This window comes from Nocardia sp. NPDC057353 (assembly GCF_042667085.1).
Taxonomy (GTDB): domain Bacteria; phylum Actinomycetota; class Actinomycetes; order Mycobacteriales; family Mycobacteriaceae; genus Nocardia.
The window spans coordinates 1-26,024 of the sequence record NZ_JBHVAK010000044.1; the positions used below are offsets into that span (position 1 = coordinate 1).

27 protein-coding genes are annotated in these 26,024 nt (G+C 74.3%); 14 read left to right on the forward strand and 13 right to left on the reverse strand.

What is annotated here, in order from left to right; all coding sequences use genetic code 11:
• Positions 1–17 precede the first annotated feature (17 nt).
• The 4 genes from ACFUUZ_RS21675 to ACFUUZ_RS21690 form a co-directional block, all read right to left on the reverse strand.
• Entirely contained in the window at positions 18–410 is a 393-nt protein-coding gene (locus ACFUUZ_RS21675) for an ectoine synthase (RefSeq protein ID WP_378698925.1), read from the reverse strand.
• Between the two features lie 2 nt (positions 411–412).
• Complete coding sequence (gene ectB / locus ACFUUZ_RS21680) at positions 413–1,675, reverse strand: diaminobutyrate--2-oxoglutarate transaminase (RefSeq protein WP_378698926.1); 1,263 nt, start codon at positions 1,673–1,675, stop codon at positions 413–415.
• The gene (ectA, locus tag ACFUUZ_RS21685) at positions 1,672–2,214 is read right to left on the reverse strand and encodes a diaminobutyrate acetyltransferase (protein WP_378698927.1); all 543 of its coding nucleotides are present in this window, start codon (positions 2,212–2,214) and stop codon (positions 1,672–1,674) included. The genes ectB and ectA overlap by 4 nt, the downstream gene beginning before the upstream one ends.
• A 146-nt stretch (positions 2,215–2,360) precedes the next feature.
• A complete protein-coding gene (locus ACFUUZ_RS21690; RefSeq protein ID WP_378698929.1) occupies positions 2,361–3,071 on the reverse strand; it encodes a response regulator transcription factor in 711 nt (236 codons plus the stop codon).
• A gap of 461 nt (positions 3,072–3,532) precedes the next feature.
• On the opposite strand from ACFUUZ_RS21690, the gene ACFUUZ_RS21695 reads away from it, so the two are divergent.
• On the forward strand, positions 3,533–8,092 hold the full coding sequence (locus ACFUUZ_RS21695; RefSeq protein ID WP_378698931.1) for an HAD-IC family P-type ATPase: 4,560 nt from the start codon (positions 3,533–3,535) through the stop codon (positions 8,090–8,092).
• Positions 8,093–8,341: 249 nt separating this feature from the next.
• Entirely contained in the window at positions 8,342–9,850 is a 1,509-nt protein-coding gene (gene rfaE2 / locus ACFUUZ_RS21700) for a D-glycero-beta-D-manno-heptose 1-phosphate adenylyltransferase (RefSeq protein WP_378698933.1), read from the forward strand.
• A 28-nt stretch (positions 9,851–9,878) separates the two neighbouring features.
• Here the strand turns inward: rfaE2 and ACFUUZ_RS21705 are convergent, their stop codons facing one another.
• Both ACFUUZ_RS21705 and ACFUUZ_RS21710 read right to left on the reverse strand, forming a co-directional pair.
• Positions 9,879–11,495, reverse strand: coding sequence for a polyketide antibiotic transporter (locus ACFUUZ_RS21705; RefSeq protein ID WP_378698935.1), 1,617 nt, complete (start codon positions 11,493–11,495; stop codon positions 9,879–9,881).
• Positions 11,492–12,415, reverse strand: coding sequence for an ATP-binding cassette domain-containing protein (locus ACFUUZ_RS21710; protein WP_378698937.1), 924 nt, complete (start codon positions 12,413–12,415; stop codon positions 11,492–11,494). Before ACFUUZ_RS21710 ends, ACFUUZ_RS21705 begins: the two co-directional genes overlap by 4 nt.
• A gap of 203 nt (positions 12,416–12,618) precedes the next feature.
• Between ACFUUZ_RS21710 and ACFUUZ_RS21715 the strand changes: the two genes are divergently transcribed.
• Positions 12,619–13,161 (forward strand): TerD family protein, encoded by a 543-nt coding sequence (locus ACFUUZ_RS21715; protein WP_378698939.1) that lies wholly within the window; start codon positions 12,619–12,621, stop codon positions 13,159–13,161.
• A 27-nt stretch (positions 13,162–13,188) separates the two neighbouring features.
• Here ACFUUZ_RS21715 and ACFUUZ_RS21720 read toward each other — a convergent pair whose 3' ends face one another.
• From ACFUUZ_RS21720 to ACFUUZ_RS21745, 6 genes are all read right to left on the reverse strand, one after another.
• On the reverse strand, positions 13,189–14,256 hold the full coding sequence (locus tag ACFUUZ_RS21720; RefSeq protein WP_378698941.1) for a glycosyltransferase family 9 protein: 1,068 nt from the start codon (positions 14,254–14,256) through the stop codon (positions 13,189–13,191).
• Positions 14,253–14,642: a hypothetical protein gene (locus ACFUUZ_RS21725; RefSeq protein ID WP_378698943.1), complete on the reverse strand. Its 390-nt coding sequence runs from the start codon at positions 14,640–14,642 to the stop codon at positions 14,253–14,255. Before ACFUUZ_RS21725 ends, ACFUUZ_RS21720 begins: the two co-directional genes overlap by 4 nt.
• 770 nt (positions 14,643–15,412) lie before the next feature.
• The gene (locus ACFUUZ_RS21730; protein ID WP_378698945.1) at positions 15,413–16,216 is read right to left on the reverse strand and encodes an RNA polymerase sigma factor SigF; all 804 of its coding nucleotides are present in this window, start codon (positions 16,214–16,216) and stop codon (positions 15,413–15,415) included.
• Positions 16,206–16,586 (reverse strand): ATP-binding protein, encoded by a 381-nt coding sequence (locus ACFUUZ_RS21735; RefSeq protein ID WP_378698947.1) that lies wholly within the window; start codon positions 16,584–16,586, stop codon positions 16,206–16,208. The genes ACFUUZ_RS21730 and ACFUUZ_RS21735 overlap by 11 nt, the downstream gene beginning before the upstream one ends.
• Before the next feature lie 243 nt (positions 16,587–16,829).
• Positions 16,830–17,510: a PAS and ANTAR domain-containing protein gene (locus ACFUUZ_RS21740; protein ID WP_378698949.1), complete on the reverse strand. Its 681-nt coding sequence runs from the start codon at positions 17,508–17,510 to the stop codon at positions 16,830–16,832.
• Between the two features lie 39 nt (positions 17,511–17,549).
• On the reverse strand, positions 17,550–17,858 hold the full coding sequence (locus ACFUUZ_RS21745; RefSeq protein WP_378698951.1) for an STAS domain-containing protein: 309 nt from the start codon (positions 17,856–17,858) through the stop codon (positions 17,550–17,552).
• 325 nt (positions 17,859–18,183) lie between these two features.
• Here ACFUUZ_RS21745 and ACFUUZ_RS21750 point away from each other — a divergent pair, with 325 nt between their 5' ends.
• The 3 genes from ACFUUZ_RS21750 to ACFUUZ_RS21760 all read left to right on the forward strand — a co-directional run bounded on the left by ACFUUZ_RS21750 (position 18,184) and on the right by ACFUUZ_RS21760 (position 20,433).
• Positions 18,184–18,414, forward strand: coding sequence for a DUF6480 family protein (locus ACFUUZ_RS21750; RefSeq protein WP_378698953.1), 231 nt, complete (start codon positions 18,184–18,186; stop codon positions 18,412–18,414).
• Between the two features lie 79 nt (positions 18,415–18,493).
• The gene (locus ACFUUZ_RS21755; protein ID WP_378698955.1) at positions 18,494–19,702 is read left to right on the forward strand and encodes a glycosyltransferase; all 1,209 of its coding nucleotides are present in this window, start codon (positions 18,494–18,496) and stop codon (positions 19,700–19,702) included.
• Positions 19,703–19,725: 23 nt separating this feature from the next.
• Positions 19,726–20,433: an SDR family oxidoreductase gene (locus ACFUUZ_RS21760; protein WP_378698957.1), complete on the forward strand. Its 708-nt coding sequence runs from the start codon at positions 19,726–19,728 to the stop codon at positions 20,431–20,433.
• 19 nt (positions 20,434–20,452) lie between these two features.
• Here ACFUUZ_RS21760 and ACFUUZ_RS21765 read toward each other — a convergent pair whose 3' ends face one another.
• Positions 20,453–20,881, reverse strand: coding sequence for a ChaB family protein (locus ACFUUZ_RS21765; protein WP_378698959.1), 429 nt, complete (start codon positions 20,879–20,881; stop codon positions 20,453–20,455).
• Positions 20,882–20,959: 78 nt separating this feature from the next.
• Between ACFUUZ_RS21765 and ACFUUZ_RS21770 the strand changes: the two genes are divergently transcribed.
• From ACFUUZ_RS21770 to ACFUUZ_RS21805, 8 genes are all read left to right on the forward strand, one after another.
• On the forward strand, positions 20,960–21,523 hold the full coding sequence (locus ACFUUZ_RS21770; protein ID WP_378698960.1) for a hypothetical protein: 564 nt from the start codon (positions 20,960–20,962) through the stop codon (positions 21,521–21,523).
• A gap of 1 nt (position 21,524) precedes the next feature.
• Complete coding sequence (locus ACFUUZ_RS21775) at positions 21,525–21,788, forward strand: BON domain-containing protein (protein ID WP_378698962.1); 264 nt, start codon at positions 21,525–21,527, stop codon at positions 21,786–21,788.
• Between the two features lie 5 nt (positions 21,789–21,793).
• Positions 21,794–22,543, forward strand: coding sequence for a metallophosphoesterase (locus ACFUUZ_RS21780; RefSeq protein ID WP_378698964.1), 750 nt, complete (start codon positions 21,794–21,796; stop codon positions 22,541–22,543).
• A 314-nt stretch (positions 22,544–22,857) separates the two neighbouring features.
• Entirely contained in the window at positions 22,858–23,799 is a 942-nt protein-coding gene (locus tag ACFUUZ_RS21785) for a glycosyltransferase (protein ID WP_378699031.1), read from the forward strand.
• The gene (locus tag ACFUUZ_RS21790; protein WP_378698966.1) at positions 23,796–24,872 is read left to right on the forward strand and encodes a glycosyltransferase family 9 protein; all 1,077 of its coding nucleotides are present in this window, start codon (positions 23,796–23,798) and stop codon (positions 24,870–24,872) included. Before ACFUUZ_RS21785 ends, ACFUUZ_RS21790 begins: the two co-directional genes overlap by 4 nt.
• On the forward strand, positions 24,869–25,195 hold the full coding sequence (locus ACFUUZ_RS21795; protein ID WP_378698968.1) for a hypothetical protein: 327 nt from the start codon (positions 24,869–24,871) through the stop codon (positions 25,193–25,195). The genes ACFUUZ_RS21790 and ACFUUZ_RS21795 overlap by 4 nt, the downstream gene beginning before the upstream one ends.
• A gap of 10 nt (positions 25,196–25,205) precedes the next feature.
• Complete coding sequence (locus tag ACFUUZ_RS21800) at positions 25,206–25,658, forward strand: hypothetical protein (RefSeq protein ID WP_378698969.1); 453 nt, start codon at positions 25,206–25,208, stop codon at positions 25,656–25,658.
• Between the two features lie 18 nt (positions 25,659–25,676).
• A complete protein-coding gene (locus ACFUUZ_RS21805; RefSeq protein WP_378698972.1) occupies positions 25,677–26,009 on the forward strand; it encodes a hypothetical protein in 333 nt (110 codons plus the stop codon).
• The last annotated feature ends 15 nt before the right edge of the window (positions 26,010–26,024 follow it).

Here is a 26,024-nt window from a genome sequence, read left to right on the forward strand (position 1 = left end):
AGGGAACGCCGGTTCGCTCAGCTGTTCACCTCGACGAGCGGGTAGACGCCGTTCTCGTCGTGTACCTCCTGCCCGGTGACCGGCGGATTGAACACGCACAGCATGCGCATCTGCGTGCGCGCCTCCAGGCGGTGCTTCTCGTGCCCGTTCAGCAGGTACATCGAGCCGGGGCCGAGCTCATAGGTGACGTCGTTGTCGAGGTCGTGCAGCGAGCCCTCGCCCTCCGTCAGCCAGACCGCCTCGATGTGGTTCTGGTAGTGGAAGACGTGGGTGGAGCCCGCCTCGATGGTGGTCTCGTGGAAACTGAAGCCCACGCCGTCACCGCCGAGCACGATGCGCTTGCTGCGCCAGCCCTTACCGGCCACGTCGCGCTCGGTGCCGGTGATCTCCTCGGTGGTTCTGACGATCATGCTCATCCTCCCATCACGTTGTCGACGGCCGCGCCGAGCCGGGCGAGGCCCTCGGTGAGTTCGTCGTCGGTCAGGGTCAGCGGCGGCAGCAGCTTGACGACCTCGTCCATGGAGCCGGAGGTCTCCACCAGCAGACCGCGCTCGAACGCCGCCTGACCGACCTTCCCGGCCTGGCCCGGGTCGTCGAACACCAGGCCGTGCACCATACCGCGGCCGCGGGTGGACAGGCCAGGGAAGGTCTCGGCGAGCTTGCCCAGCTCGGTGGCGACCTTCTCGCCGTTCGCGAGCGTCGCCTTCTCCAGCTCGTCGTCGCTCCAGTAGTGCTTCAGCGCCGCGGTGGCGGTGACGAAGGCCGGGTTGTTGCCGCGGAAGGTGCCGTTGTGCTCGCCCGGGTTCCACTGGTCGTGCTCCGGCTTGAAGAGCACCAGCGCCATCGGCAGGCCGTAGCCGCCGATCGACTTGGAGAGCGTCACGATGTCCGGGGTGATGCCCGCGATCTCGAAGGAGAAGAACGGGCCGGTGCGGCCGCAGCCCATCTGCACGTCGTCGACGATGAGCAGGATGCCGCGCGCGGAGCAGAGCTCGGCCAGGTGCCGCAACCACTCCGGGCGGGCCAGGTTCACGCCGCCCTCGCCCTGCACGGTCTCCACGATCACCGCGGCCGGGCGGTCGAAGCCGGACGAGGTGTCGTCCAGCACCCGCTCCATCCACTGGAAGTCGGCGGTGGTGTTGTCGAAGTAGCCGTCGTAGGGCATCGGGGTGGCGTGCACCAGCGGGACGCCCGCGCCCGCGCGCTTGGCCGCGTTGCCGGTGACCGAGAGCGCGCCGAGCGTCATGCCGTGGAAGGCGTTGGTGAAGCTCAGGATGGTCTTGCGGCCGGTGATCTTGCGGGCCAGCTTGAGCGCGGCCTCGACGGCGTTGGCACCGGTCGGGCCGGGGAACTGCACCTTGTAGTCCAGCCCGCGCGGGGCGAGCAGGGTGTCGCGGACCGTGGTCAGCAGCTCCCGCTTGGCCACGGTGGACATGTCCAGGCCGTGCGTGATTCCGTCGCTCGCGATGTAATCGAGCAGCGGCTTCTTCAGCAGGTCGTTGTTGTGGCCGTAGTTCAGCGCGCCCGCGCCCGCGAAGAAGTCGAGGAAGTCCTTGCCCTCCTCGTCCTTCAGCCAGGCGCCCTTGGCGGTGGTGAAGATCGTCGGCCAGGAGCGGCAGTAGCCCCGGACGTTCGACTCGAGGCTCTCGAACACGGTGGTCTCGGCGGTGATCATCGGTGCTCCTCCGGGGTGATAGGGGCGATGGTGTACAGGTCTTCGGCCTCGTGGTTGTCGGGGAAGGCCGAGGGATCGAACAGGGGGCGCTTGATCATGTCGGCGCCGCGCTTGCGGGCGACCGAGCCGAACATCGCGATCGACGCCTCGTTGTCCGGGGAGACCGTGGTCTCCAGGATCGAGACGCCCGCGGCGGCCGTGTCGTCCAGCAGCTTGTGCAGCAGCGCGGTTCCGGTGCCCTTGCCGCGCTGCGAGGGGTCGACCGCCACCTGCCAGACGAAGACGGTGTCCGGCGCCTTGGGGCGGATGAAGCCGATCACGAACCCGACGACCTCGCCGTCGACCTCGGCGACCACCGAGGTGGCCGGGAAGTCACGGCACCAGAGCAGGTAGGCGTAGCTCGAGTTGGCGTCGAGGACCTGCGAGTCCTTGGCGATCTGCCAGATCTGCGCGGCGTCACCGACGCGGGGCGCCCGCAACACGGTTCTGCCGCGGTCGGTCTCGCGCGCGGTGGGCGGGGACAGGGTTGGCGTTGACATACATCTCCCTCGTCGGGTTCGTGTACTCGTCCAGGCTTGCGAAGGAACTTTGAGCTGAACCGGTCGAGTTGTTGACGGTCGCGTGACAATGCCGGTGACGGCGTGACACGCGTCTCTTCTCGGTGGATGATGGAGGGCTTCGTCGGTCAGCGGCGGATGTCCAGCCGGTAGCCGAGGCCCCGTACGGTGACCACGATCCTGGGGTCGGAGGGGTCGCGCTCGATCTTGGTGCGCAGCCTCCGCATGTGCACGTCGACGATCCGCTCGTCGCCGAAGAATCCCTTCTCCCAGACGTTCTCCAGCAGGGTCTGTCTGCTCAGCACGCGGCCGGGGGTCTCGGCGAGCTCGCACAGCAGCCGGAACTCGGTGAGCGTCAGGTGCAGCTCCTCGTCGCCCCTGCGCACCGCGCCCGCGGCGGGCACGAGCACCAGCGGCCGCTCGGGGTCGGCGTCGAGCACCTGCTCGCGGTGCTCGGAGCGCTCCGCGGCGAAGCCCGCCCGGCGGCGCAGGGCCCGCATCCGGGCCGTCATCTCCTTGATCTCGAACGGCTTGGCCAGGAAGTCGTCCGCACCGGCCTCCAGCGCCGCCACCACGTCGTGGGTGTCGTCGCGGGCGCTGACCACGATGATCGGGACATCGTGGTCCCTGCGGATCTCGCGGATGCAGTCGAAACCATCGGTCTCGTCGATCATCAGGTCGACGATCATCACATCTGGTACGCCGTTGGTACGCAGTTGGTCGAGCGCGTGCGCCACTTCCCCGGCCTCGGCGACGGCGTAGCCCTCGTCCTCCATGGCCAGGCGCAGTGCGTCCCGCACCCGGGTGTCGTCCTCGACGATCATCAAGTTCGCGCTCACTACCATTCCTCTGCCGACAGGCGCGGACAGGCCGTGACGAGGAGAATCGCATCCCGCCCCGGCGTGCTACCCACGCTCCGAGCATTGCCGCCGGAGCTGGAGCATCGGTCCGCCCGGCTGTTTTTCGGTTACCCTGCCCTCTCCGACAGTAAACAGTTCGTAACACTGGGACGGGCGCACATCTACTGAGCCCGGTAGTAGATATGCGGGTTGCACACTGCCGTTCAGGGGGCTGACACACCCCCGCGGGCGACCTGCGAAAACCGCCGACTCACTGGGGTAACGCCGAACCCGGCGGCGACGCGCGCGGCCGGGCGTGAGCACGCCCGCGCCGAGTGACACCGCGGCCGCCGCCGACACGAAAGTGTGACCGGCGCCACTACGATTTCGTGACGGAGACCACCCGGTCGGGGCCGCATTCTGCTCCGTTTCGGACAAAACACCTCGGGTAGCCGCCCCCCATGGCTTTATCTGTGCGCGGAGTGCTGTCGTCGTGGTGGGTGGAGGCTCCGGCCTCGGTGCTGGTGGGAGTGGCGCGGACGGGGGTGCTGTTCGCGGCGGCGGCGAGCACCAGGATCGCGGAGGCGCCGATGAACGCGCTGGAGAGCGGCGCGCGGGCGGCCGGTGAGCTGTTGGACGGCGGGCCGGAGCACGCCCTGCGCACCGATCTCGCGGCGCTGGTCGACCCGCGCCCGGACCGGCACCAGCGCCGGGTGGCGGTGACCGGGGATCGCGCGACGGTGGAGGTGCGCGGGCTCGGCAGCGGCAAGCACCCCGCGGTGCTGCGCGCACTGCAGAAGCAGCTGGGCAGGCTGGAGGGGGTCGACTGGTACCGGGTGAACGCGGTGACCGGGCGGGTGGTCGTCGCGCTCGCCGACGGCGCGGGCGACCTGCCCGAGTTGATCGCGGCGATCGAGCGGGTGGAGGAGTTCACCGAGGTCGCCGAGCTGGACTGGAGCCGCAGCGACGAGCACCCAGGGGACCGGGAGCCGCTGCTCGCCGCCGCCATCGGCGTGCTCGGCGACCTGGCCGCGCTGGCCGCCTCCGGCACCACCGCGCTGCTGCCGGTGCAGGCGCCGCTGCGCGCGGTGCGCTCGCTGACCGCGCTGGCCGACACCCAGCCCCGGGTGCGCCGGGTGCTGGAGGAGCGGCTGGGCCGCCCGCGCGCCGACCTGCTGCTCACGCTGGCCAACGCGATGGGCACCGCGATCGGCGAGAGCGGCACCGACGGGGTGCCGAACCTGCTGGTCGACACCGCGCAGCGGGCGCTCATGCTGACCGAGGCGGTGGCAAGGCACCAGCGCTGGCGGGCCTGGGAGGCCGAGCTGCACCACGAGTCGGACGGCGTCACCGACCCGCTGCCCGGCCACGACCGCCCGGTGCCGCTGCCGAACGGGCCGGTGGAGCGGGTGGCCGACGAGACCGCGAGCGGCTCGCTGGCGGGCGCGGCCGCGCTGGTGGTCGGCGGCCGGTTCGGCGACACCGCCGACGCGCTCGCGCTCGGCGCCCCCAAGGCGGCGCGGGCCAGCCGCGAGGCCTTCAGCACCACCGTCTCCACCCTGCTGGCCAGGGCCGGGGTGCTCACCCTGCACCCGGGCGCGCTGCGCAGGCTGGACCGGCTCGACACCCTGCTGATCGACGGCGAGGCGCTGCTCACCGATCGCCGCGTCGTCCTCGACGCCGAGCCGGGCGCGGAGGACTCGGCCGAGCAGGTGTGGAGCGCGGCCCAGAAGCTGCTCTGGGACTCCCCCGCCGAGCACGGCCGCCCGGCGCCGAAGGGCAGGCTGCGGCTGGTGCACCCGGACACCGGCACCGCCGACCGCGGCCCGACCATGCGCCCGGTCCGGCGCGAGCTGCGCGACGGCGAGCGGGTGCTCGGCACGGTGCTGGTCGGCCGGGAGATCGACCGGCGGGCGCACGGCGTGCTCACCGCGGCCCGCGCGGCCGGGCTGCGGGTGGTGCTCGCCGCGGGCGAGGACGCCGCCGAGCTGCGGTCGCTGGTGGACGAGTTCGTGCCGGGCACGGTCTCGTTCAGCGCGCAGGTGCACGACCTGCAGGCCGACGGCCGCACCGTCGCGGTGCTCAGCCCGCGCGCGCACAAGGGGCTCGCCTGGGCCGATATCGGCATCGGGCTGCTCGGCGCCGACGTCGGAACGCCGCAGGTGCCGTGGGGCGCGGACCTGGTGTGCCGGGATCTGGACCAGGTGCAGCGGGTGCTCGCCACCGTCGCGCCCGCCCGCGAGGTCAGCGAGCGCGGCCGCGCGCTGGCGCTGTCGGCGGCCACGCTCGGCGGGCTGGTGCTCGCCGTCTCCCCCGGTCGCGGCGCGCACGGCACCCCGATGCTCGCCGCGCACTGCGCCGGGCTGCTGAACGGCGCGGTCACCGGCTGGCGGGCGGTGCGGGTCGAGCCGCGCACCGCGCCCGCGCCGCTGCTGCCCTGGCACGCGCTGCAGCCCGACGAGGCGCTGCGCAGGCTCCCGGAACCTGCCGCGGTGGCCGACCGCGAGGCGCTGACGCCGTCCGACGGCGCGCTGCGCGCCCGGCTGGCGCCCGCGCTGGCCTTCGCGGGCCACCTGCGCCGCGAGCTGGACGACCCGCTGACCCCGATCCTCGGCGTCGGCGCCATCGCCACCGCCATCCTCGGCTCGCCCGGCGACGCGGTGCTGCTCTCCTCGGTGCTCGCGGTGAACGCGGTGATCTCCGCGCGGCAGCGGCAGCGGGCCGAGCGCGCGCTGCACCACCTCATGGAGAACCAGCAGCTCACCGGCCGCCTGGTGGCGCGGGAGGCGCGGGAGGAGCGCGACCCGGCGACCGAGGAGGTGAGCGCCGAGCTGCTCACCGTCGGCGACCTGATCCTGGTCTGCGCGGGCGAGGTGGTGCCCGCCGACGCCAGGCTGCTCTGGACCGAGGACCTGGAGCTGGACGAGTCCGGGCTGACCGGCGAGTCGGTGACGGTGGAGAAGCGGGTGGCGCCGACGCCGGGCGCCGCGCCCGCCGACCGCTCCTGCATGGTCTTCGAGGGGACCACCGTGGTGAACGGCTCGGCGCTGGCGGTGGTGGTCGCGGTCGGCGACGACACCCAGGCGGGCCGGGCCACCGCGGGCGCGGTGCCGCCGGACAAGGCCGGGGTGCAGGCGCAGCTGCGCAAGCTCACCGACCGGGCGCTGCCCTTCACCCTGGCGGGCGGCGGGCTGGTCGCGCTGCTCGGCGGGGTGCGCGGCAACACGCTGCGCGCGGCGGTCTCGGACGGGGTCGCGGTGGCGGTCTCCGCGGTGCCCGAGGGGCTGCCGCTGGTCGCGACGGTCGCGCAGCTGGCGGCGGCGCGCAGGCTCTCCCGCTACGGCGTGCTGGTGCGGGCCAGCCGGACCGTGGAGGCGCTGGGCCGGGTGGACACGCTCTGCTTCGACAAGACCGGGACCCTCACCGAGGGCCGGCTGCGGCTGGTCATGCTGGCCGATCTGGATGCGCAGTGGGATTCGGACGCCGACTCCGACGACGCCCGAAGGCTCCTGCGCGCCGCCTCCCGCGCCTGCCCCGACCCGGCCGACGGCCCGGTGCTGCACGCCACCGACCGCGCGGTCCTGGACGCCGCCGCCGAGGTGCTCGGCGACGAAGCGCACCGCTGGGACCCGATCGACGAGATCCCGTTCGAGTCCAACCGCGGCTACGCCGCCGCGCTCGGCAAGACCACCAAGCGGCTGCGGCTGGTGGTGAAGGGGGCGCCCGAGGTGGTGCTGCCGCGCTGCGCCAAGGTGCGCACCGCGGACGGCGCCGCCGAGCTCACCGACGAGGTGCGCGAGCGGGCCCAGCGCGCGGTGCACGAACTCGCCGAGCAGGGGCTGCGGGTGCTGGTGGTGGCCAGGCGCGACCTCGCGGATCGGCCGGAGGACGTGGAGCGGGCGATCGGCGAGCTCACCCTGCTCGGCTTCGTCGGGCTCGCGGACACGCCGCGGCCGCAGACCGTTCCCCTGGTGAAGGCGTTGCAGGACAACGGGATCAGCGTCCGGATGATCACCGGCGACCACCCGGTGACCGCGGTCGCGGTGGCCGAGCAGCTCGGCATCGCCGTGCACGAGGTGGCGACCGGCGCCGACCTGGACCGGCTGGCCGAGCGCGAGCAGAACGAGCTGATCGAGCGCAGCACGGTGTTCGCGCGGGTCAACCCGGAGCAGAAGGTGCGGATCGTGGCGGCGCTGCGGCGCGGCGGGCACGTGGTCGGGATGACCGGGGACGGCGCCAACGACGCGGCCGCCATCCGCACCGCCGATGTCGGGATCGGGCTCGCCGCGCACGGCTCCGCGGCCGCGCGCAACGCCGCCGACCTGGTGCTCACCGACCCGGATCCGACCGCGCTGCTGCACGCGCTGGTGGAGGGGCGCGGGATGTGGCAGCGGGTCACCGACGCGGTCGGGGTGCTGGTCGGCGGGAACGCGGGCGAGGTGGCGTTCACCGCATACGGCACCGCGGTGAACGGCCGCGCGCCGCTCGGGACCAGACAGTTCCTGCTGGTCAACATGCTCACCGACATGTTCCCGGCGCTCGCGCTCGCGCTCTCCCCGAGCAGCGCGGAGGCCGGGCCGGACGAAGGCGCCGACCCGGCCGCCGTCGTCGCGAAGCGGGCGGCGCAGCTGGCCGAGATCCCGCCCGCCGACCTCGGCGACGACCTGCTGCGCACGCTGGCGCTGCGCGGCGCGGTCACCGCGACCGGGGCGGCGGTGGCTTGGACGACCGGGCGGGTGCTCGCCACCGAGCAGCGCGCGGCGACCATCGGGCTGGTCGCGCTGATCGGCACCCAGCTGGGGCAGACGCTGATCTCCGGGCGGCGCAGCCCGATGGTCTGGGTGACCACCGCGGCCAGCGGCGCGGTGCTCGGCGCCATCGTCATGACGCCGGGGCTCTGCCACTACTTCGGCTGCAGCCCGCTGGGGCCGGTCGGCTGGACCATCGCCACCGGGTCCGCCGTCGCCGCCACCGCGGGCGCGGCCGTCCTCCCCCGGCTCCTCCCCGCCGTCGCCGCGTAGCCGGGGACCGGCGCGAAGTACGCGCGCTCATCCGGGGCTGCGAGCCACCGCGCTGCTGCCGCGGCCCGCTCACCGCCGCGAGGACAGCCCGCCTATTGCCGCGGCGGGGCGCACCGCCGCCGGGCCTCCCGCGGCACGCGGTCCCTGCGAAGACCTGCCGCCCGTCAGGGTGGCGGGTCTTCGCGGTTTCATTTCCTCCCCCGGTGGAACCGCGCGGCCAGGACGAAGGACGAGTGGAGGGATGTGCCCGTGAGCTCGAATCCAAGCGACGACACGCGGTCCGCGATGGCGGGCGGCCTCACCCCCGAGGTGGCCGACCGCCTCGCGGGCACCGAGGCCCGCGTGGTGGTACTCGGCGACTCCGTACTCGACCTGTGGCTCTGGGGCCGCTCCGACCGGCTCTGCCGCGAGGCCCCGGTCCCGGTCGTCGACATCGACCGCAGCACCCCGGTGCCCGGCGGCGCCGCCAATACCGCCGCGAACCTGGCGGCGCTCGGCGCCACCGTCGACCTCGTCAGCCTCACCGGCGCCGACGACCGCGGCGCCACCCTGCGCACCACCCTGGCCGCCGCCGGGGTCGGCACCGACCACCTGCTCGCCTGCGAAGGCCGCAGCACCGTGGCGAAGTGCCGCGTGGTCTCCGGCGACCAGATCCTGGTCCGCTTCGACGACGGCGACCGCACCCCCGCCACCGTCGAGGAGATCGCCGCCCTGGTCCGCCCGCTCCCCGACCTGCTCGCCGGGGCGGACGCGGTGGTGGTCTGCGACTACGACGGCGCCGTCGCCGACCGGGTCCGCGCCGAACTCGCCGCGCTCCGCCACACCCTGCCGCTGCTGGTCGTCGACACCCACCACCCGGCGCGCTGGCGCGAACTGCGCCCGGACGTCGTGACCCCGAACGCGGGCGAGGCCGCCGAGGCGCTCGGCCTCACCCCGCCGGACGGCGCCGACCGGGTCGAGGTCTTCACCGAGCACCGCGACCGGCTCTTCGCGATGACCGGCGCGGGCGCCGCCGTCGTCACCCTGGACCGGGACGGCGCAGTCCTGCTCGACGGCGCCAGGCCCGCGCACCGCACCTGGGCCGAGCCGGTCGCCGAGAGCCAGTCGGCGGGCGCGGGCGACACCTTCGTCGCCGCGCTCACCCTCGCGCTGGTCGACGGCCTCCCGCTCACTGCCGCGGCCGAGGTGGCGCAGGCCGCCGCCGACGTGGTCGTGCACCGCACCGGCACCGCCGTCTGCTCCACCGCGCAGCTCCGCGACCGCCTCGGCCGCACCGGCACCGCGGTGCTCGGCCGCGCCGAGCTGGCCCGCGCGGTCGAGGCGCACCGCGGCGCCGGGCGCTGCATCGTCTTCACCAACGGCTGCTTCGACGTGCTGCACGCGGGCCACGTCTCCTACCTGAACGAGGCCAAGCGCCTCGGCGACGTGCTCGTCGTCGCGGTGAACTCGGACGCCAGCGTCCGCAAGCTCAAGGGCCCCGAGCGCCCGGTGAACACCGCCCCCGACCGCGCCGCAGTCCTGGCCGCGCTCTCCTGCGTCGACCACGTGGTGGTGTTCGAGGAGGACACCCCCGCCGAGCTGATCCGCGCGCTCCGCCCCGACCTGTACGTCAAGGGCGGCGACTACCGCCCCGACATGCTGCCGGAGACGCCGGTGGTGCACAGCTACGGCGGCGAGGTCCGGGTGCTCGGCTACCTGGCCGACCGCTCCACCACCGCGCTCATCGAGCGCATCCGGGCCAACGCCGGAACACCGTGAACGCTCGGCGGCGCGGCCGGTGCGGCGCTCAGCCGGTGAGGTCGCGGCGCTGGTAGCCGTACAGCCCGAGCAGGGCAAGCACCGTGGCGACGGCGAGGAAGACGAGGGTCGCCGCCCAGTTCGGCGGGGCATCGGGGACGGGGGCGAGGTGGGCGAAGGGCGAGACCCGGGTGACCCACGCGGGCGCGCCGACGCTCTGCGCGGTGACATCGAGCAGGAACCCGCCCGCGACGGGCACGGCGCCCACGGCCGTGACCGCGCGCGGGTACCAGCCGAGGGCGAGGGTGGCCGCGCCGAGCCCGAGCAGGGCGACGGGTGCGACGTTGGCGGCGCCGGTGAGGGTGTCGGTCAGGGTCAGGGGTGCGCCGGTGAGCCTGGCGCCTGCCGCCATGCTCACCGCGGCGGTGAGCAGGAGAACCGCCAGACCGGCGGTGGTGACCGCGATTTCGGCGCCTGCCAGCCGGGTCCGGCCCGCGGTGCCTGCGTGCAGGGCGGTGCAGCGGCGCGCCTGCTCCGCGGCGGCCATGTCCGCGATGCGCGCGGCGGCGTAGAGCCCGGCGGGGACGGCCAGGATGGCCAGCAGGGCGGCGGCGAAGCCGGGGGCGGAGGACAGCCCGCCGAAGCCCGCGGCGGCGGCCAGTTCGGCGAAGCGGATGTTGGTGGCGAAGAACTCCAGGATCGAGGCGGTCATGGCGCCGATGAGCAGAAAGTAGGCGCCGATCCCGGCGGCCCACGCTGCTGTCGGCGCGATCGCGCGGCGCAGCGCGAACCCGCCCGGGGAGCCGAGCAGCCGGGTGCGGGGGGCGCGGCCGCGGGCGCGGGCGAGCGGTGCGGCGCCGAGATCGCGAGCCCCCGCCACCACGAAGGCCGCCATGGCGGGTACGACGGCGAGCCCGGCGAGCACGAGCAGCGGGGCCGGGTTGTTCTCGGCGTAGGGGGCGACGCGCGCGGCCGTCCCGAACGGGGTCAGCCACGCGGCCCACGCCAGGGCGGGCACGCCGTCGGCGATCATCCGCGCCAACAGGCTCGCCGCGAGCACCGCGGCCGCCGACCCGCTCGCACCGGCCCTGGTCGGCGCGAGCTGCGCGGCCAGCATGCCGACCGCAGCGAAGGTGGCGGCCACGCCGAGCACGCACAGCGCATGCAGCACCGCGCCGACCGGGTCGGTGCCCGCGGCGATCAGTCCGGCGCCGACGCTCGCGGCGATCACCGCGCCGAGCGCCGCGGATACGCCAGTTGTTCGGGTCAACAGATCGAGCGGGCGCAGCCGCCCGGCGAGCAGCAGTTCGGTCTGCCCGGCTTCTTCCTGGCCCCGGGTCAGGCGGGTCGCGGTCAACAGGGCCCATACCCCGCACAGCACCAGCACCGGGATGCCGGTGCGCCAGACGGTGAACCCGCCGGGGTCGTCGAGCGCTCGCGCGGGCCCGAACAGCATCCGTACGGCAGGGTTCTCCGCCAGCGCGCGGATGCTGTCGGCGCCGAGTTGCCCGGCGAAGGTGCTGCGGAACTGCACCGCGACCAGCGCCGAGAGCGCGGTGGCCGCGCCGGTGACGACCAACGCACCACGCCAGGTCTGCCGCGCGATCAGCCGGGTCAACACCCGCCCCGGCGCGGCGGTAAGGGGCACGGCCATCGTGGTGGTCACCGCGCACCCTGCCCGTAGTAGTCGAGGAAGATCTCCTCCAGGCTCGGCTCGCGCGAGGTCAGGCCGGTCACCTCGGCGGCGGCCATGGCGCGCAGGGCCGGGGCGGCGGTCCCGGACAGGGTGAAGCGCAGCCGGTGCTCGTCGAGGACCTCGACCGATTCCACGCCGTCGACACCGTCGAGCGCAGGTGGCCTGCCGCGGTGGGTGATCTCGACAACGGTGCGACGCAGCCGGCGCAGCTCGGCCAGAGTGGCGATCTGCACCAGCCGCCCGGCGCGCAGGATCGCGACCCGGTCGCACAGCGCCTCGACCTCGCCGAGTTGGTGCGAGCTGAGGAACACCGTCTGCCCGCGCTCGCGGGCCTGCTCGACACAGGCGCGGAACCGGTGCTCCATCAGCGGGTCCAGGCCGCTGGTCGGCTCATCGAGCACCAGCAGCGGTGCCCGGGAGGCGAAAGCGGCGACCAGCGCGACCTTCTGCCGATTGCCGGTCGAGTAGGTCTTGGCCGGTTTGCCGGTGTCGAGGGCGAAGAGCTCGATGAGCTCGTCCCGGTAGCCCGGGTCGGCGCCGGGGCCGGTGGCCGCGATCAGATGCAGGATCTCCGCGCCGGTCAACGCGGGCCACAGCGCGACGTCGGCCGGGACGTAGGCCAGGTGGCGGTGCGCGCGGCGCACGTCGGCGGCGGCGTCGCCGAAGACCCGCACGCTGCCTGCGCTGGGGCGGATCAGCCCGAGCAGCAGCCGGATCGTGGTCGACTTGCCTGCGCCGTTCGGTCCGAGGAACCCGAATACCTCCCCGCGCGCCACTTCGAGGGTGAGGTCGTCGACGGCGAGGATGGAGCCGAAGCGCTTGGACAGGTGCTCGATCGCGACGGCGGCACCGGAGCGGGGCTCAGGAACGAGCGCGGAGGCGGAGGTCATGGCAGGGCCTTCGGGGTCGGCGGACACGACATTGCCGACCAGACTTCCCGGCGCACCTGGAGCAGAAAGATACCCTCCGTGGCGTGCGCGTACCCGGAATCGGCGACGGCGGGCATCGGCGCGCAGCGGGTTAGGGTGGGGCCAGGATGTGATGGCGCACGGCGGATTCGCGTGCGCGGAGGTTGCTGGAGGGGAGAGTCCGCATGATGGTGTTGTCGGGCAGCGGTGGCGCGGTGCAGTACGTGAAGATGGCCGTGGGCTGGGATCCGGTGCGGCGCGCCCGGTTCGGCTCGCGGGCCCGGGACATCGACCTCAACGCCGCGGCGCTGCTGTACGCGGGCGGGAGCCTCGTGGACGCGGTCTACCACGAACAGCTCAGCTCCACCGACGGCGCGGTGCGCCACCACGGCGACAGCACCACCGGAGAGGGCAAGGGCGACAACGAGGTCATCACCGTCGACCTGACCCGTCTCGCCGCGCACGTCGACGCCATCACTTTCCTCGTCACCTGCTACACCGGCCAGACCTTCGCCGAGGTCGAGAATGCCTTCTGCCGGCTGGTCGACGGCGGTACCGACCGCGAACTCGCCCGCTACGACCTCGCGGCCGCCGGAGCCGCACCCGGCCTGCTCATGGGGGTGCTGTACCGGCGCGAGCCCGCCTGGGAGTACCGCGGGGTCGAACTCGCGCTGCAGGCCAGACATCCGGTCGAGGCCGTCCCGGCGATCGCCGCACACCTGGGCTGACCCGGGGCAGGCAGCGCCCGCACCGCGTCAGGGCAGCAGGCTCTCGACCTCGCCGAGGACGGCGTCGACGCCGACGGTGTCGACGAGGGAATCGTCGTGCGGGCAGCGCGGGAGCTTCTCGTCGGTGCAGTCGGCGCCGCAGGCCGGGCAGTGGGTGCGGAAGGAGATGAGGATGCGGTCGGTGGTGCGGCCGAGCGGGCTCGCGTTGATGACGTTGACCATCCAGTAGATGCCGACGGTCGGCGTGCCGACCGCCTGGGCCAGGTGCCGGATCCCGCTGTCGTTGCCGAGCAGCACCGCGCTGCGGGCGAGCACGCCGACGACGGTGCGGAGCGGGTGTCCGGCAAGAACGTGCAGGCGGGGGCCGGGGCCCGCGGCGCGCTCGATGCCGGTGAGCAGCGGCCGCTCCTCCTCGGTGCCGAGCAGGACGACGGTGGCGCCGCCCGCGACGCACCGCGCGGCGACCTCGGCGAACCGCTCCGCAGGCCAGCACCGGCGCGGGTCGGTGGCGCCGGGGTGGACGGCGAGCACCGGGCCGTCCGGCTCGCCGAGTACCGCGTCGGCGGCCCCGCGGTCGGCGTCGGTGACGGCGACCTCCGGCTGCAGCAGGACCGGCGGCGCGCCTGCCAGCCCGGCGACCTCCAGCGCGCGCAGCACCTCGTGCTGGTGGTAGCGGAAGGGGAGGCAGCGGGTGAGCGCCGCCGCCTCGGGTGTGCGCGGGCCGACCGAGTACCGCGGGCGCAGCGCGAGCAGGAACGGGTTGGACCAGGCGCCGCCGCCGTGCAGCTGGACGGCGAGGTCGATCGGTTCCCGGCAGGCGCGGGCCAGGAACTCCGGGTCGGGGTCGGGCTGCGCGCGCGGGTGCGGCGGGAGCGTGACCACCTCGTCGAACGGGCTCGGCCGGTCGCGCAGCAGCGCGGCGTGCAGCGGAGTGCCGAGCAGCAGCAGCCGGGCCGCCGGGTAGGCGGCGCGCAGGGCGTGCACGGCGGGCACCGCGAAGAGGAGGTCGCCGAGGCCGCCGCCGCGCAGCACGGCGATCCGCCGGACGTCGTCGAATGCCGGGAGGACCGGGCCGAGGCCGCGGACCGGCGTCACCGCAGGCCGGGTGCGGGGTGCTCGAGCCGGTTGAAGTTGCTCGTGCTGCCGTCCGGGCGCTGCTCCTGGAAGAGGAAGTTCAGCCTGCGGGCGTCGAAGGTGGCGAACCACTCCTCCCAGCCGACGCGCTGCAGCACCGCGCCGCCGTAGCCGGGGAAGTCGAAGCGCAGCACGCCGAGCACGCCGTCGAGCACGCTGCCCGGCATGGTGGCCGGGCGGGCGCCGCGGCGCTCGGCCCAGGACCGGATCACCCGGTGGTCGGTGGTGACCATGGTGCGGCCGGGCCGCTCGGGGCGCTGCTCGGGGGAGGTGATCTGCTGCGGGCGGTCGGCCGGGCTCCGGGCCGGGGTCGCGGTGCGGACTCCCGGTGATCGTCGTCGGTCCATGGCGACCTCCTCGCTGTGTGCGCGGCCTGCGGGCGCGGGGACGCGCTCCCTAGTAGTGCCGGTACCCGAGCCGCAGGGGCAGCAAACCGGCGATGCGCCCGCACGGGCCGATTCGGCCGATCCGGACGGGGTAGCCCACCCGGTGCATTCGAGTCCGGGCCGCGCGCCCGGTCAGTGAGGAGGACGTCGCCGTGAGCTCGTTCCCGCAAGCCCCCGCAGGCACCGACCCGGTGCCGCCCGCACCCAGCCCCGACCCCGCTCCGCCCGGCCCCGGCCGGGACCCCGTCCCGCCGGTTCCCGCGCCCGACCCGGTCCCCGACCCCGCGCCGGTCCCGGCGCCGCCTGCACCCGACCCCGCCCCGGTCCCGCCGGTCCCGTCCCCTGACCCGGTTCCCGGCCCCGACCCGATCCCGGCCCCCGCGCCACCCGGCCCGGCCCCCAGTCCGAGCCCTCTCCCCCCGGTCCCCGGCCCGGCCCCGTCTCCGGTACCGCCGAACCCGATCTGAGCCCGCGGCCGGTAGATAATGCGGCCCGGCGCTGCGGTGCGGTTCCCACAGCCCGGCACCGCCATGCGGCTCCCACAGCCCGGCACCGCCATGCGGCTCCCACAGCCCGGCACCGCCATGCGGCTCCCACAGCCCGGCACCGCCATGCGGCTCACGCGGCCCGGCACCGCCGTGCGGTTCCCGCGGCCCGCACCGGCGTGCGGCTCGCGCGGCGGGCACCGACCCTGCGCCGCCCGGCCCCGGCCCCGCCGCGGGACGCGAGCCTCAGTCCTTGAGCGCCTCGTCCCGCAGCCCGGCCAGCGTCTTGGCGAGAATCCGCGAGACGTGCATCTGCGAGACCCCCAACTCGTCGGCGATCTGCGACTGCGTCCGGTTCTCGAAGAACCGCATGACCAGCACCCGGCGCTCCCGCTCGGGCAGCTTCTCGATCAGCGGCCGCACCGCCATGAAGTCCTCGATGAGGTGGTACGAGGCCTCCTCGGCCCCGAGCTTGGCCAGCAGCGGCAGCGGCGCGTTGTCCGAATCCCCTTCGGCCGCAACGGCATCCAGCGACGACGATTGGTAGGCGTTGCCCGCGATCAGCGCCTGGGTGACCTCGACGACGTCGACCCCGAGCGCATCGGCGATCTCCCGCGCCCGCGGCATCCGCCCGAGCTTCTGCGACAGCCCCTCCACGGTGCTGCCGATGGTCAGCTGGATCTCCTTGGTGCGCCGCGGCACCCGCACCGACCAGGTGTTGTCCCGGAAGTGCCTGCGCACCTCGCCCATGACGGTCGGCACGGCGAAGGAGAGGAAGGAGGAGCCGCGGCTCACGTCGTAGCGGTCGACCGCCTGCACCAGCCCGAGCCGGGCCACCTGCAGCAGGTCGTCGAAGTTCTCGCCGCGGCCGGAGAACTTGCGCGCGATGTGCTCGGCCAGCGGCAGGCAGGTGGCGATCAGCTCCGCGCGCAGCGCTTGGCGGCGCGGCTCCGCTTCGGGGCCGAGCGCCGCGATCTCCTCGAAGAGCGGCTCGGTGTTCTCGTAGCCGCCGCCGGACCTCCTGGTACCGGAGCCCGGCTCACCCGCCATCGGCGCTCCGGACCCAGGTGAAGTCGACCTCGGTTGGGTAGCCGGAGAGCGCGGGGTCGAGCGGCGCCTGCGCCGACGAGATGGATTCGGTGAGGGTGCGCACGATGTGCCAGCCGAAGCCGGACTCGCCGATGCCGCCCTCGGCGGCGGCAACGGCCCGCACCCGGACGAACATCCGGCCCGCCTCGTAGCTGAACTCGCAGTCCAGGTCGGAGCCGGGGACGGCGTCCATGATCAGCGAGGTGGCCACCTCGTCCAGCGCGAGCCGGATGTCGGTGACCTCGTCGATGGCGAAATCAGCGATGAGGGCCACGGTCTCGGCGAGCGCGCGCAGCATGGTCAGCTGCTCGAGCGACGCTGGGACCCGCACCCCGATCGTCGTCGTGTCCGTCGAGGATCGGGGAGTCTTTTCCCCCATTGCCCACCACCACCTTGTTCTCGAGGCCGACCGAGCGGCCACGCTACCCGACCGGCCCCGGCATCCCGCTCCGGCCTCGGTCCACGTTCACGTCTGAGGGGCACCGAAGGGCGCTGCGGGCCGCACACCGCCCACACGCTGCCACCCGGTGATCACCGATCGCTTACCCGGTGCCGCCCCGGCGAAACCGGCGCCTCACTCCCCCTCGACGCGCTCGTGCGCGGTGAGCAGCAGGTGGTCGAAGCGGCTGCGCGCGCCCGCGGTGAACGGGGAGAGCGTGCCGAAATCCGCGATCAACCGGGTCGCCAGGGCGCGCAGCTTGACGTTGGTCTCCTGGGACCGCCAGCTCAGCACCCGGAACGCCTGCTCCGGGCTCACGCCGTAGACCAGCATGAGCGCGCCCTTGGCCTGCTCGATCACCGCGCGGGCGGCGTACAGCTCGGGCAGCTGCTCGTCCAGCGTCTCCCTGCGGTGCACGGCGAGGGTGGAGGTGACATCGATGTAGTAGCCGGTGGTGCCGATCACGGTGCCGTCGGCGGCGGTCATCCGGTCGGCGACCACGATGACGTGGTGCACCTCACCCCGGGTGTCGACGATGCGGTGGCTGCTGCAGAAGGGCTCACCGTGCGCGATGGAGCGGGCCAGCCGGTCGGCGACCCGGTCGCGGTCGTCGGAGTGCTTGTGCGCGAGCAGCCGCTCGGTGTCCGGCGCCGGGGTGCCCGGCTCGTAGCCGTGCATTACCGCGACCTCGTCGGACCACTCCCAGGTCTGGGTCTCGAACCAGAACCGGAAGGAGCCGACGTGCTGTCGCGCTCCCCCGCCGATCACCCGATCCGCCGCCGCCTCCGCGGGCGGTACCGGCCTGCACTCCGTCACTCCACGATTATCGGCGGAGCCAGCGCGGACCGGCGCGGTTCACCCCGCCAGCGCGTCCCGCATGGAGGCGTAGGAGCGGAACAGCGGCCGCACCCCGGTGACCTCGAGCGCTCGCTCCACGTCCGCGCGGCCCGCCACCAGCCGCAGCTCCGAGCCGCTGCCCGAGGTGCGCTGCTTGACCGAGCCGAGCATGCTCGCCGCGCGGATGCTGAGGAACCGGGTCGGCCGCAGGTCGACGACGACGCAGCGCCCACCGGTGCGCACCGCGCGCTCCAGCACCGAGCTGAACTCGGGGTACCCGGCGGCGTCGAGCTCGCCCTCGACCCGCACCACCACGCAGTCGGCCATCCGGTGGACCCGAGGTTCCCAGCGGCGCCTGCGGGGCGGAACACCTACTGCGGACATGAGCGACCTCCCGGTGGGAGCGGTGGTCACGGCTGTGAACTCAACCAGTGGCGCCAGTCTGGCACGTGCTCCGCGCCCGTGTCCGCGGAACGTAGCCGCTCGTTACCTGCTGTTTCCGGCGCGGCGGTGCCGGGTAGCCGCGCGGCATGGAACTTCTGGTGATACTCGCGATCGTCCTGATCGTCGGCGCGGTGCTGCTGGTGCGCAAGCGCCGCGGCCCCCGCCCCGGCGCCGCGCGCAATACCGGCAACCCCGAGTAGGAGCAGCCATGGCCTCGATGGATCCCGACCCGGCCCGCGTCCCCGACCTGGAGCCCGGCGGCGGGGTGCGGCCCGGCGACACCCCGCCCGACACCCCGCAGACCTCCGGGCTCTCCGCGCCGGAGCCCGCGACCAGGAACCACTTCCCGTTCACCGGCGTCGCCGCCATCGTCGTCGGGGCCGTGCTGGTCGCGGTCTTCGTGATCGCCGCGGTGACCGTGGTGGTCCTGCAGTTCTAGCGGTTTCGCTCCGCGCAGCCCGGGCAGTACGGCGCCGGATCATCCGGCCCCGAGTTCGGTCAGCAGAGACGGAGCACGCATGAAGATCGCGATGGTTTCCGAGCACGCCAGCCCGCTCGCCGCGCTCGGCGGGGTGGACGCCGGGGGGCAGAACGTGCACGTCGCGGAGCTGTCGGCGGCGCTGACCCGGCAGGGGCACGCGGTGACCGTCTACACCCGCAGGGACGACCCGGAGCTGCCGGAGTGCGTGGTCGCGGGGGCGGGGTACCGGGTGGTGCACGTGCCCGCGGGCCCGGCGGAGCGGATCCCCAAGGACGACATCCTGCCGCACCTCGGCGACTTCGCCCGGTTCCTCGGCGCGCACTGGTCGGTGCACCGCCCCGACCTGGTGCACGCGCACTTCTGGATGTCGGGCATCGCGGCGGACTCCGCGGCCCGCCCGCTGGACCTGCCGGTCCTGCTCACCTTCCACGCGCTCGGCACCGTCAAGCGCCGCTACCAGGGGCTGGCCGACACCAGCCCGCGCACCCGGATCCGGCTGGAGCGCCGGGTCGCGGCCAGGGCCGTGCGGATCATCGCCACCTGCACCGACGAGGTGGCCGAGCTGGCCAGGATGGGGGTGCCGCGGTTCCGCACCTCGGTGGTGCCGTGCGGGGTGGATCTCGGTGCCTTCGGCCCGGACGGCCCGGTGGCGCCGCGCACCGCGCGACACCGGCTGGTCGCGGTGGGCCGCATGGTCCGGCGCAAGGGCTTCGACACCGCGGTCATGGCGCTGCAGGAGCTGCCCGAGACCGAGCTGGTGATCGCGGGCGGCGCACCGGGCGACGCGGGCGAGGCGGAGCTCGCCCGGCTGCGCGAGGTGGCCGCCGACTACGGCGTCACCGATCGGGTGCGGTTCGCGGGCACCGTCGACCGCGCCGAGATGCCCGCGCTGCTGCGCTCCGCCGACGCGGTGCTCTGCACGCCCTGGTACGAGCCGTTCGGCATCGTCCCGGTGGAGGCCATGGCCTGCGGCAGGCCGGTGGTGGCCTGCGCGGTCGGCGGGCTGCTCGACACCGTCGTCGACGGCGTCACCGGGCGGCTGGTCCCCCCGCGCGACCCGCTCGCGCTGGCGAGCGCGGTGCGCGCCCTGCTCGCCGACCCACTGCTGCGCGAGCGGTACGGCGCGGCCGGGCTGCGGCGCGCCCGCGACGGCTACTCCTGGGACCGGGTCGCCGCCGACACCACCGCCGCCTACCGCGCCGCCGTGCCGGCGCGGGCCGACGTCGTCGCCTCCCCCACCGGTTGATCCGCCCCTCGAGAGGAGAACTCATGACCGAGTCCACCCCGCGTTCGCCCGGCACCGTCCTGATCACCGGAGGAGCCTCCGGGCTCGGCGCGGCGACCGCGCGGGCCGTGCTCGCCGCGGGCGGCACCCCGCTGATCATCGACCGGGACAAGCCAGACGACACCGAGCTGGCCTGGGAGTACGCCGACCTCGCGGACAGCGGGGACGCGGCGAGCGCGGTGGCGGCGCTGGTCCGGCGGGCGGGCGGCAGGCTGGACGGCGTGGTCACCGCGGCGGGCACCGACGCCTGCGGCACGCTCGCCGAGCTGGACACCGAGGTCTGGGAGCGGGTGGTGAAGGTGAACCTGCTCGGCAGCGCGGCCGTGGTCAGGGCAGCGCTCCCCGCGCTGCGCGCCGCGCGCGGCCGGGTGGTGACGGTGGCCTCGACGCTCGGGCTGCGGGCGCTCTCCGACGCCACCGCCTACTGCGCCTCCAAGTTCGGCGTCGTCGGCTTCACCAGGGCGCTGGCCGCCGAGACGGCGGGCGAGATCGGGGTGACGCTGCTGATCCCGGGCGGCATGCAGACCGCATTCTTCGACGACCGGCCGGAGCAGTACCGGCCGGGCCCGGACGCGAAGCTCAACGATCCGGCGAACGTGGCGGACAGCATCCTCTACGCCATGACCCGGCCGGAGGGCAGCGAACTGCGCGAACTGGTGGTCTGCGCCTCCACCGAGACCTCCTGGCCCTGACCCCGCCGGCGCGGAGGGGCTACTTCTTCCGCGCCGCGGCGGTCGCCCTGCGGTTCGCCCGCTGGATGGCGTCCACCAGCTCGTCCTTGCGCATCCGCCAGCGGCCGGTGATCTGCAGCCTGCCCGCCAGCTCCAGCAGGTGCTTCTTGGTGGCGTTGGCGTTCACGCCCTCGGCGGTCTCGCCGCCGGTGTGCAGTCCGCGGCGCTCGGCGTGCTCGTCCGACGGCCCGCGCTGCTCCTTGGCCTCCCAGTGGTCGCCCACCTTCTCGTAGCTGTGCTTGAGCGCGCTGTAGCCGACCCGGTAGGCGCGCGATTCGTCGCCGTCGTAGGTCTCCAGCGCGGAGTCGTGCGCCTCGGCGAAGGTGCGCTGCGCCTTCGCCGGGGAGCGCCGCACGGTGCTCGGCAGCTCGGACTTGCGCACCTCGCCCCTGGCATTGGTCTTCGGCACGATGCCTCCTTCCGCTGGGCCGGGGATACCCGGGTTGCCCACGCGGTTAACCGGTGCGGGCCCGGGTAGTGCCGCTGCATGGCCCCGACGATCGACCAACTGCTGCACGCGCTCACCCGCGCGGTCAGCGCGCTCTCGGCCACCGACATCCGGTTCGCGGTGGCGGGCGGGTGCGCGGTGTACGCGCGCGGCGGCCCGGCATCGGACCACGATGTCGACCTCTTCCTCAAGCCGGAGGATGTCGGCCGGGCGATGACCACGCTGGTGCAGAGCGGGCTGCGCGCCTGCGACCCCGCCGAGGACTGGCTCAAGAAGGTGTACGACGGCGACACCCTGATCGACCTGATCTTCCGGCCGAACTGCCGGGATGTCACCGACGAGATGCTGGACCGCGCCACCCCGATGCGGATCGGTCCGACGCTCGCCCCTGTCATCGCCGCGACCGACCTCATGGTGGACAAGCTGCTGGTCTTCGACGCGCACCGGCTGGATCTCAGCCCGCTCCTGCACATCGCCCGCGACCTGCGCGAGCAGGTCGATTGGGCGGCGGTGCGGGAGCAGACCGAGCACTCGCCGTACGCCAGGGCCTTCCTCGGGCTGATCGACGACCTCGGAATCACCGCGACCAGGAAGGTGAGCTGACATGGAGCTCCCGCAGTACACGGTGGCGCACCTGCGCCAGGCGCTCGCCGAGGATCCGCGCACCGCGGAGCTCGGCATCGGCGTGACGATCCGCGGCGAGGTGGTGGTGCTCGGCGGCGAGGTGAGCAGCGCGGAGTGCCGCGACCAGATCGAGGCGGTGGTCAGGGAGCAGCTCCCGGCGGCCACCGTGCACAACGACATCAGGGTGGTGCTGCCGGTGGCCCCGGACGGCGCCGAGACGCTCGAGCCCGCCGAGAAGGGGTGAGCGGCATGCGGATCGCGGCCGTGGGAGACGTGCACCTCGGGGTCGAGTCGGGCGGGACGCTGCGCCCGGTGCTGGCCGGGCTGCCGGAGAAAGCCGACGTGCTGCTGCTCGCGGGCGACCTCACCAGGCACGGCACCGTCGAGGAGGGGCGGGTAGTGGCCGCCGAGTTCGCCGACCTCGGCATCCCGGTGATCGCCGTGCTCGGCAACCACGACCACCACAGCGACCAGGAGCGGGAGATCACCGCGGTGCTCACCGAGCACGGCATCACCGTGCTGGAGGGCACCGCGACCACGGTCGAGGTGGCGGGCCGCACGCTCGGCGTCGCGGGCACCAAGGGCTTCGGCGGCGGCTTCGCGGGCAAGTGCGCCAGCGCCTTCGGCGAGCGCGAGATGCGCGCCTTCGCAGGCCACACCGTGCACCTGGCGGAGACGCTGCGCAGCGCGCTGGCCGGGCTGGAGGCCGACACCACGGTGGCGCTCACGCACTACTCCCCGGTCAGCGACACCCTGCACGGCGAGCCGCGGGAGATCTACCCCTTCCTCGGCTCGTACCTGCTCGGCGAGGTGATCGACGAGGCGGGGGTGGCGCTGGCGCTGCACGGCCACGCGCACGCGGGCACCGAGCGCGGCACCACGCCCGGCGGGATCCGGGTGCGCAATGTCGCCCAGCCGGTCATCCGCACCGCCTACGCCGTCTACGACCTGCGCGAACCCGCCGCCGCGGGCGCGGGCTCCGCCGCAGCCGCGGGCTGAGCCGGTTGCGATTCCGCCGCGGCAGCCGGGCCGAGGCCGGATCTACCGCCGCGCCGCGCTGAGACCGCTCTCGGGCCGCGGCGACAGGGCGAGTTCATGCCGGTCCGCCGCGGCGGCAGGGCGAGCTCATGCCGGTCCGCCGCGGCGGCAGGGCGAGTTCATGCCGGTCCGCCGCGGCGGCGATCCGGCGGCGGCGGTTTCGACGACGTGACGCCGGGCACATCGGCGGCATGGACGCTGCCACAACGGATCACCCCGGCGGAACGCCGGACCGGCGCGGTACCCCCACCCCGCTGAACGTGCTCGTCTGGCACGTGCACGGCTCCTGGACGACCTCCTTCGTCCAGGGACCGCACACCTCGCTGCTGCCCACCGACCCCGCGCTCGGGCACTGGGCACTCGGCCGCTGCGAGCGGCCGTGGCCGGCGCGCGCGGTCGAGATGGCCCCCGCCGACCTGCGCGACCACCCGATCGACGTGGTCGTGCTGCAGCGCCCCGAGGAGATCGGGCTGACCGCCGAGTGGACCGGCCGGGCTCCGGGCCGCGAACTGCCCGCGCTCTACGTCGAGCACAACACCCCGCGCGAGCACGCCGCCACCAGCCGCCACCCGCTGGCCGAGCGCTCCGACATCCCGATCGTGCACGTCACCGACTTCAACCGGCTCATGTGGGACAGCGGCCGCGCCCTCACCGCCGTTGTGCCGCACGGCATCCCGGACCCCGGCCACCGCTACACCGGCGCTGTCCCGCACGCCGCCACCTGCATCAACGAACCGCTGCGGCGGAACAGGATCACCGGCACCGACCTGCTCGCCCCGCTCTCCGCGGCGGCGCCGATCGACGTCTACGGCATGGGCACCGACGGGCTGCACACCGCGCTCGGCTGCCCGCCGGAGCGGCTCCGCGGCCACGGCGACCACCGCACCGAGCAGCTGCACGCCGCGCTCGCCGAGCGCCGGGTCTTCCTGCACACCCCGCGCTGGACCTCGCTCGGGCTCTCCGTGCTGGAGGCCATGTACCTGGGGATGCCGGTGGTCGCGGTCGGCACCACCGAGGCCTCCGCCGCCATCCCGCCGGAGGCGGGGGTGGTCTCCACCGACCCGGAGATCCTGGCCGAGGGCATCAGGCAGTTCGTCGCGGAGCCGGTCTTCGCCGAGCTCTCCGGCAAGGCGGCCAGGCACTGGGCCGGGACCAACTTCGGCATCGACGGCTTCGTCCGCCGCTGGGCGACGCTGCTCGCGCAGGCCGCCCGGTGACCGGCCACGTGCTGCTCGCCCGGCTGGACAGCGCGGGCGACGTGCTGCTGACCGGCCCCGCGGTCCGCGCGGTGGCGAGCGCGGCGCGCGCGGTCACCTTCCTGGCCGGGCCGAACGGCGCCGCCGCGGCCGAGCTGCTGCCCGGCGTGGACCACGTGCTGCGGTTCCGGGCGGTCTGGGTGGACTTCGACCCGCCGCCGCTCTCCGCGCCGGACGTGCACGAGCTGATCGAGCGGGTGCGCGCGGCCCGGATCGACGAGGCGCTGATCTTCACCTCGTTCCACCAGTCGCCGCTGCCGCTGGCGCTGCTGCTGCGGCTGGCCGGGGTGCCGCGGATCGGCGCGATCAGCGACGACTACCCCGGCTCGCTGCTCGACCTGCGGCACCGGGTGCGCACCGACGTGCCGGAGCCGCTGCGCGCGCTCTCGCTGGCGGCCGCGGCGGGGTTCCCGGTCGCCGACGACCGGCTGCGGGTGCGTGCCGACCTGCCGGACGTCACCGCGCTCACCGGCGACCCCGGCTACGTCGTCTACCACCCCGGCGCGGCGGTCCCGGCCCGCAGGCCGTCCGCGGAACGCGGCGCCGCGATCGTCGCCGCGCTGACCGCCGCCGGGTACCGGGTACTGGTGACCGGCGGGCCGGGCGAGCGCGAGCTCACCGCGGCGGCGGCCGCGGGCGGCGGCACCGACCTCGGCGGCGCCACCGACCTGCGCGGGCTGGCCGCGGTGCTGCGTGGTGCCGCGGTGGTGGTGGCGCCGAACACCGGGCCCGCGCACCTCGCGGCCGCGGTCGGCACCCCGGTGGTCTCGCTCTTCGCGCCGGTGGTCCCGGCCCGGCGCTGGGCGCCGCACGGCGTGCCGACGGTGCTGCTCGGCGACCAGTACGCGGGCTGCCGCGACACCAGGGCGCGCGAGTGCCCGGTTCCGGGGCACCCCTGCCTGGACGGCATCCCGGCCGGCGCCGTCGTCGCGGCGGTCGAGCAGCTCGGCGGGGCGCCCCGACGATTGACCGCCGTGTCGCCGGGTATCACCGCAACGCCCCCGTTCGACGTGGCAGAAAGGACCTCACCATGAGCGCCCCGAACACACCCGGCGAGAGGCGGGAAGTCCCGGTCTCCGGTCACAGCTTCCCGGACGACTCGCGCACCACCCGGTCGCACGCCGGGGAATCGCTGGAGGATGTCCGCAACTGGCCGGGCATGATCCTGGTCGCCATCGGCATCGTGCTGGTCGGCTCGACCCTGGCCGCCGCGGGCTACGGCTTCGAGGGCTGGGCCATCATCTCCGGCATCGCCTGCGGTGTCTGCCTGCTGGCGGGCGCGGGGCTGATCGTGCTGGAGCATCGCCGGGTCAAGGCCCTGGAGGGGCGCAGCCTGACCGATCCCGCCGGGCACTGACGGACGACCCGTGCGTTCGCTCCCCCTGTGCGCGACAGCGCTGGCAGCCGCCCTGCTGCTGGCAGGCTGCTCCGGCGACGGCCCCGACATCGACCCGGCGCCCGCCACCGCCACCGGCGGCGGCTCCATCACGCTCACCTTCCCGCCGCCCGCCGACGGCACGACCGCGGAGGTGCCGGACACCGACACCATCACCGCGAGCGCCGAGCGCGACCTCTGCGACACGCTCGCGGGCGAGATCGCGGGGTGGCAGGAGCAGGGCGGCACCGCCGCCAAGGTCTCCTTCAACACCACCGTGCAGGGCTGGGCGGCCCGCAACGGCGGGCTCAACGACATCGTGGTGCGGGACAACGCGGTGGTCGACACCATCACCGCCAAGACCTGCCCCGAGGTCAGGCAGCAGGCGCTGGCCGCGCTCGGCATCTCCGACCTGGCATCCGGCCTGGTCGGCTTCGGCAACTGACTCATCGGCGAGGACATCATGCGGCACAACAGTTTTCGGCACCGGCTGCCCCGGGTCGCGGGGATCGCGCTCGTCGCCGCCGCGGCGGCGCTCGGCAGCGCAGGCTGCGACCAGGTCGAGGAGGCGGTGAACCGCGGCGGGGACACGCCCTGCAACGAGTACATCGCGCAGTCCACCGAGGACAAGCGGGTCACCGTCACCAAGTACCTGGAGGACGATCGCGGCTCGACACCCGACGCCACCAGCGTCGATGCCGCCATCGGCGCCATCGACCTGATGTGCAGGGCGCAGGCGAATGCCGCCACCCCGATCCGGGACGCGGATCTCAGCGGAATCATCGCGCCCAAGTAGGGTGTCATCTGAGCG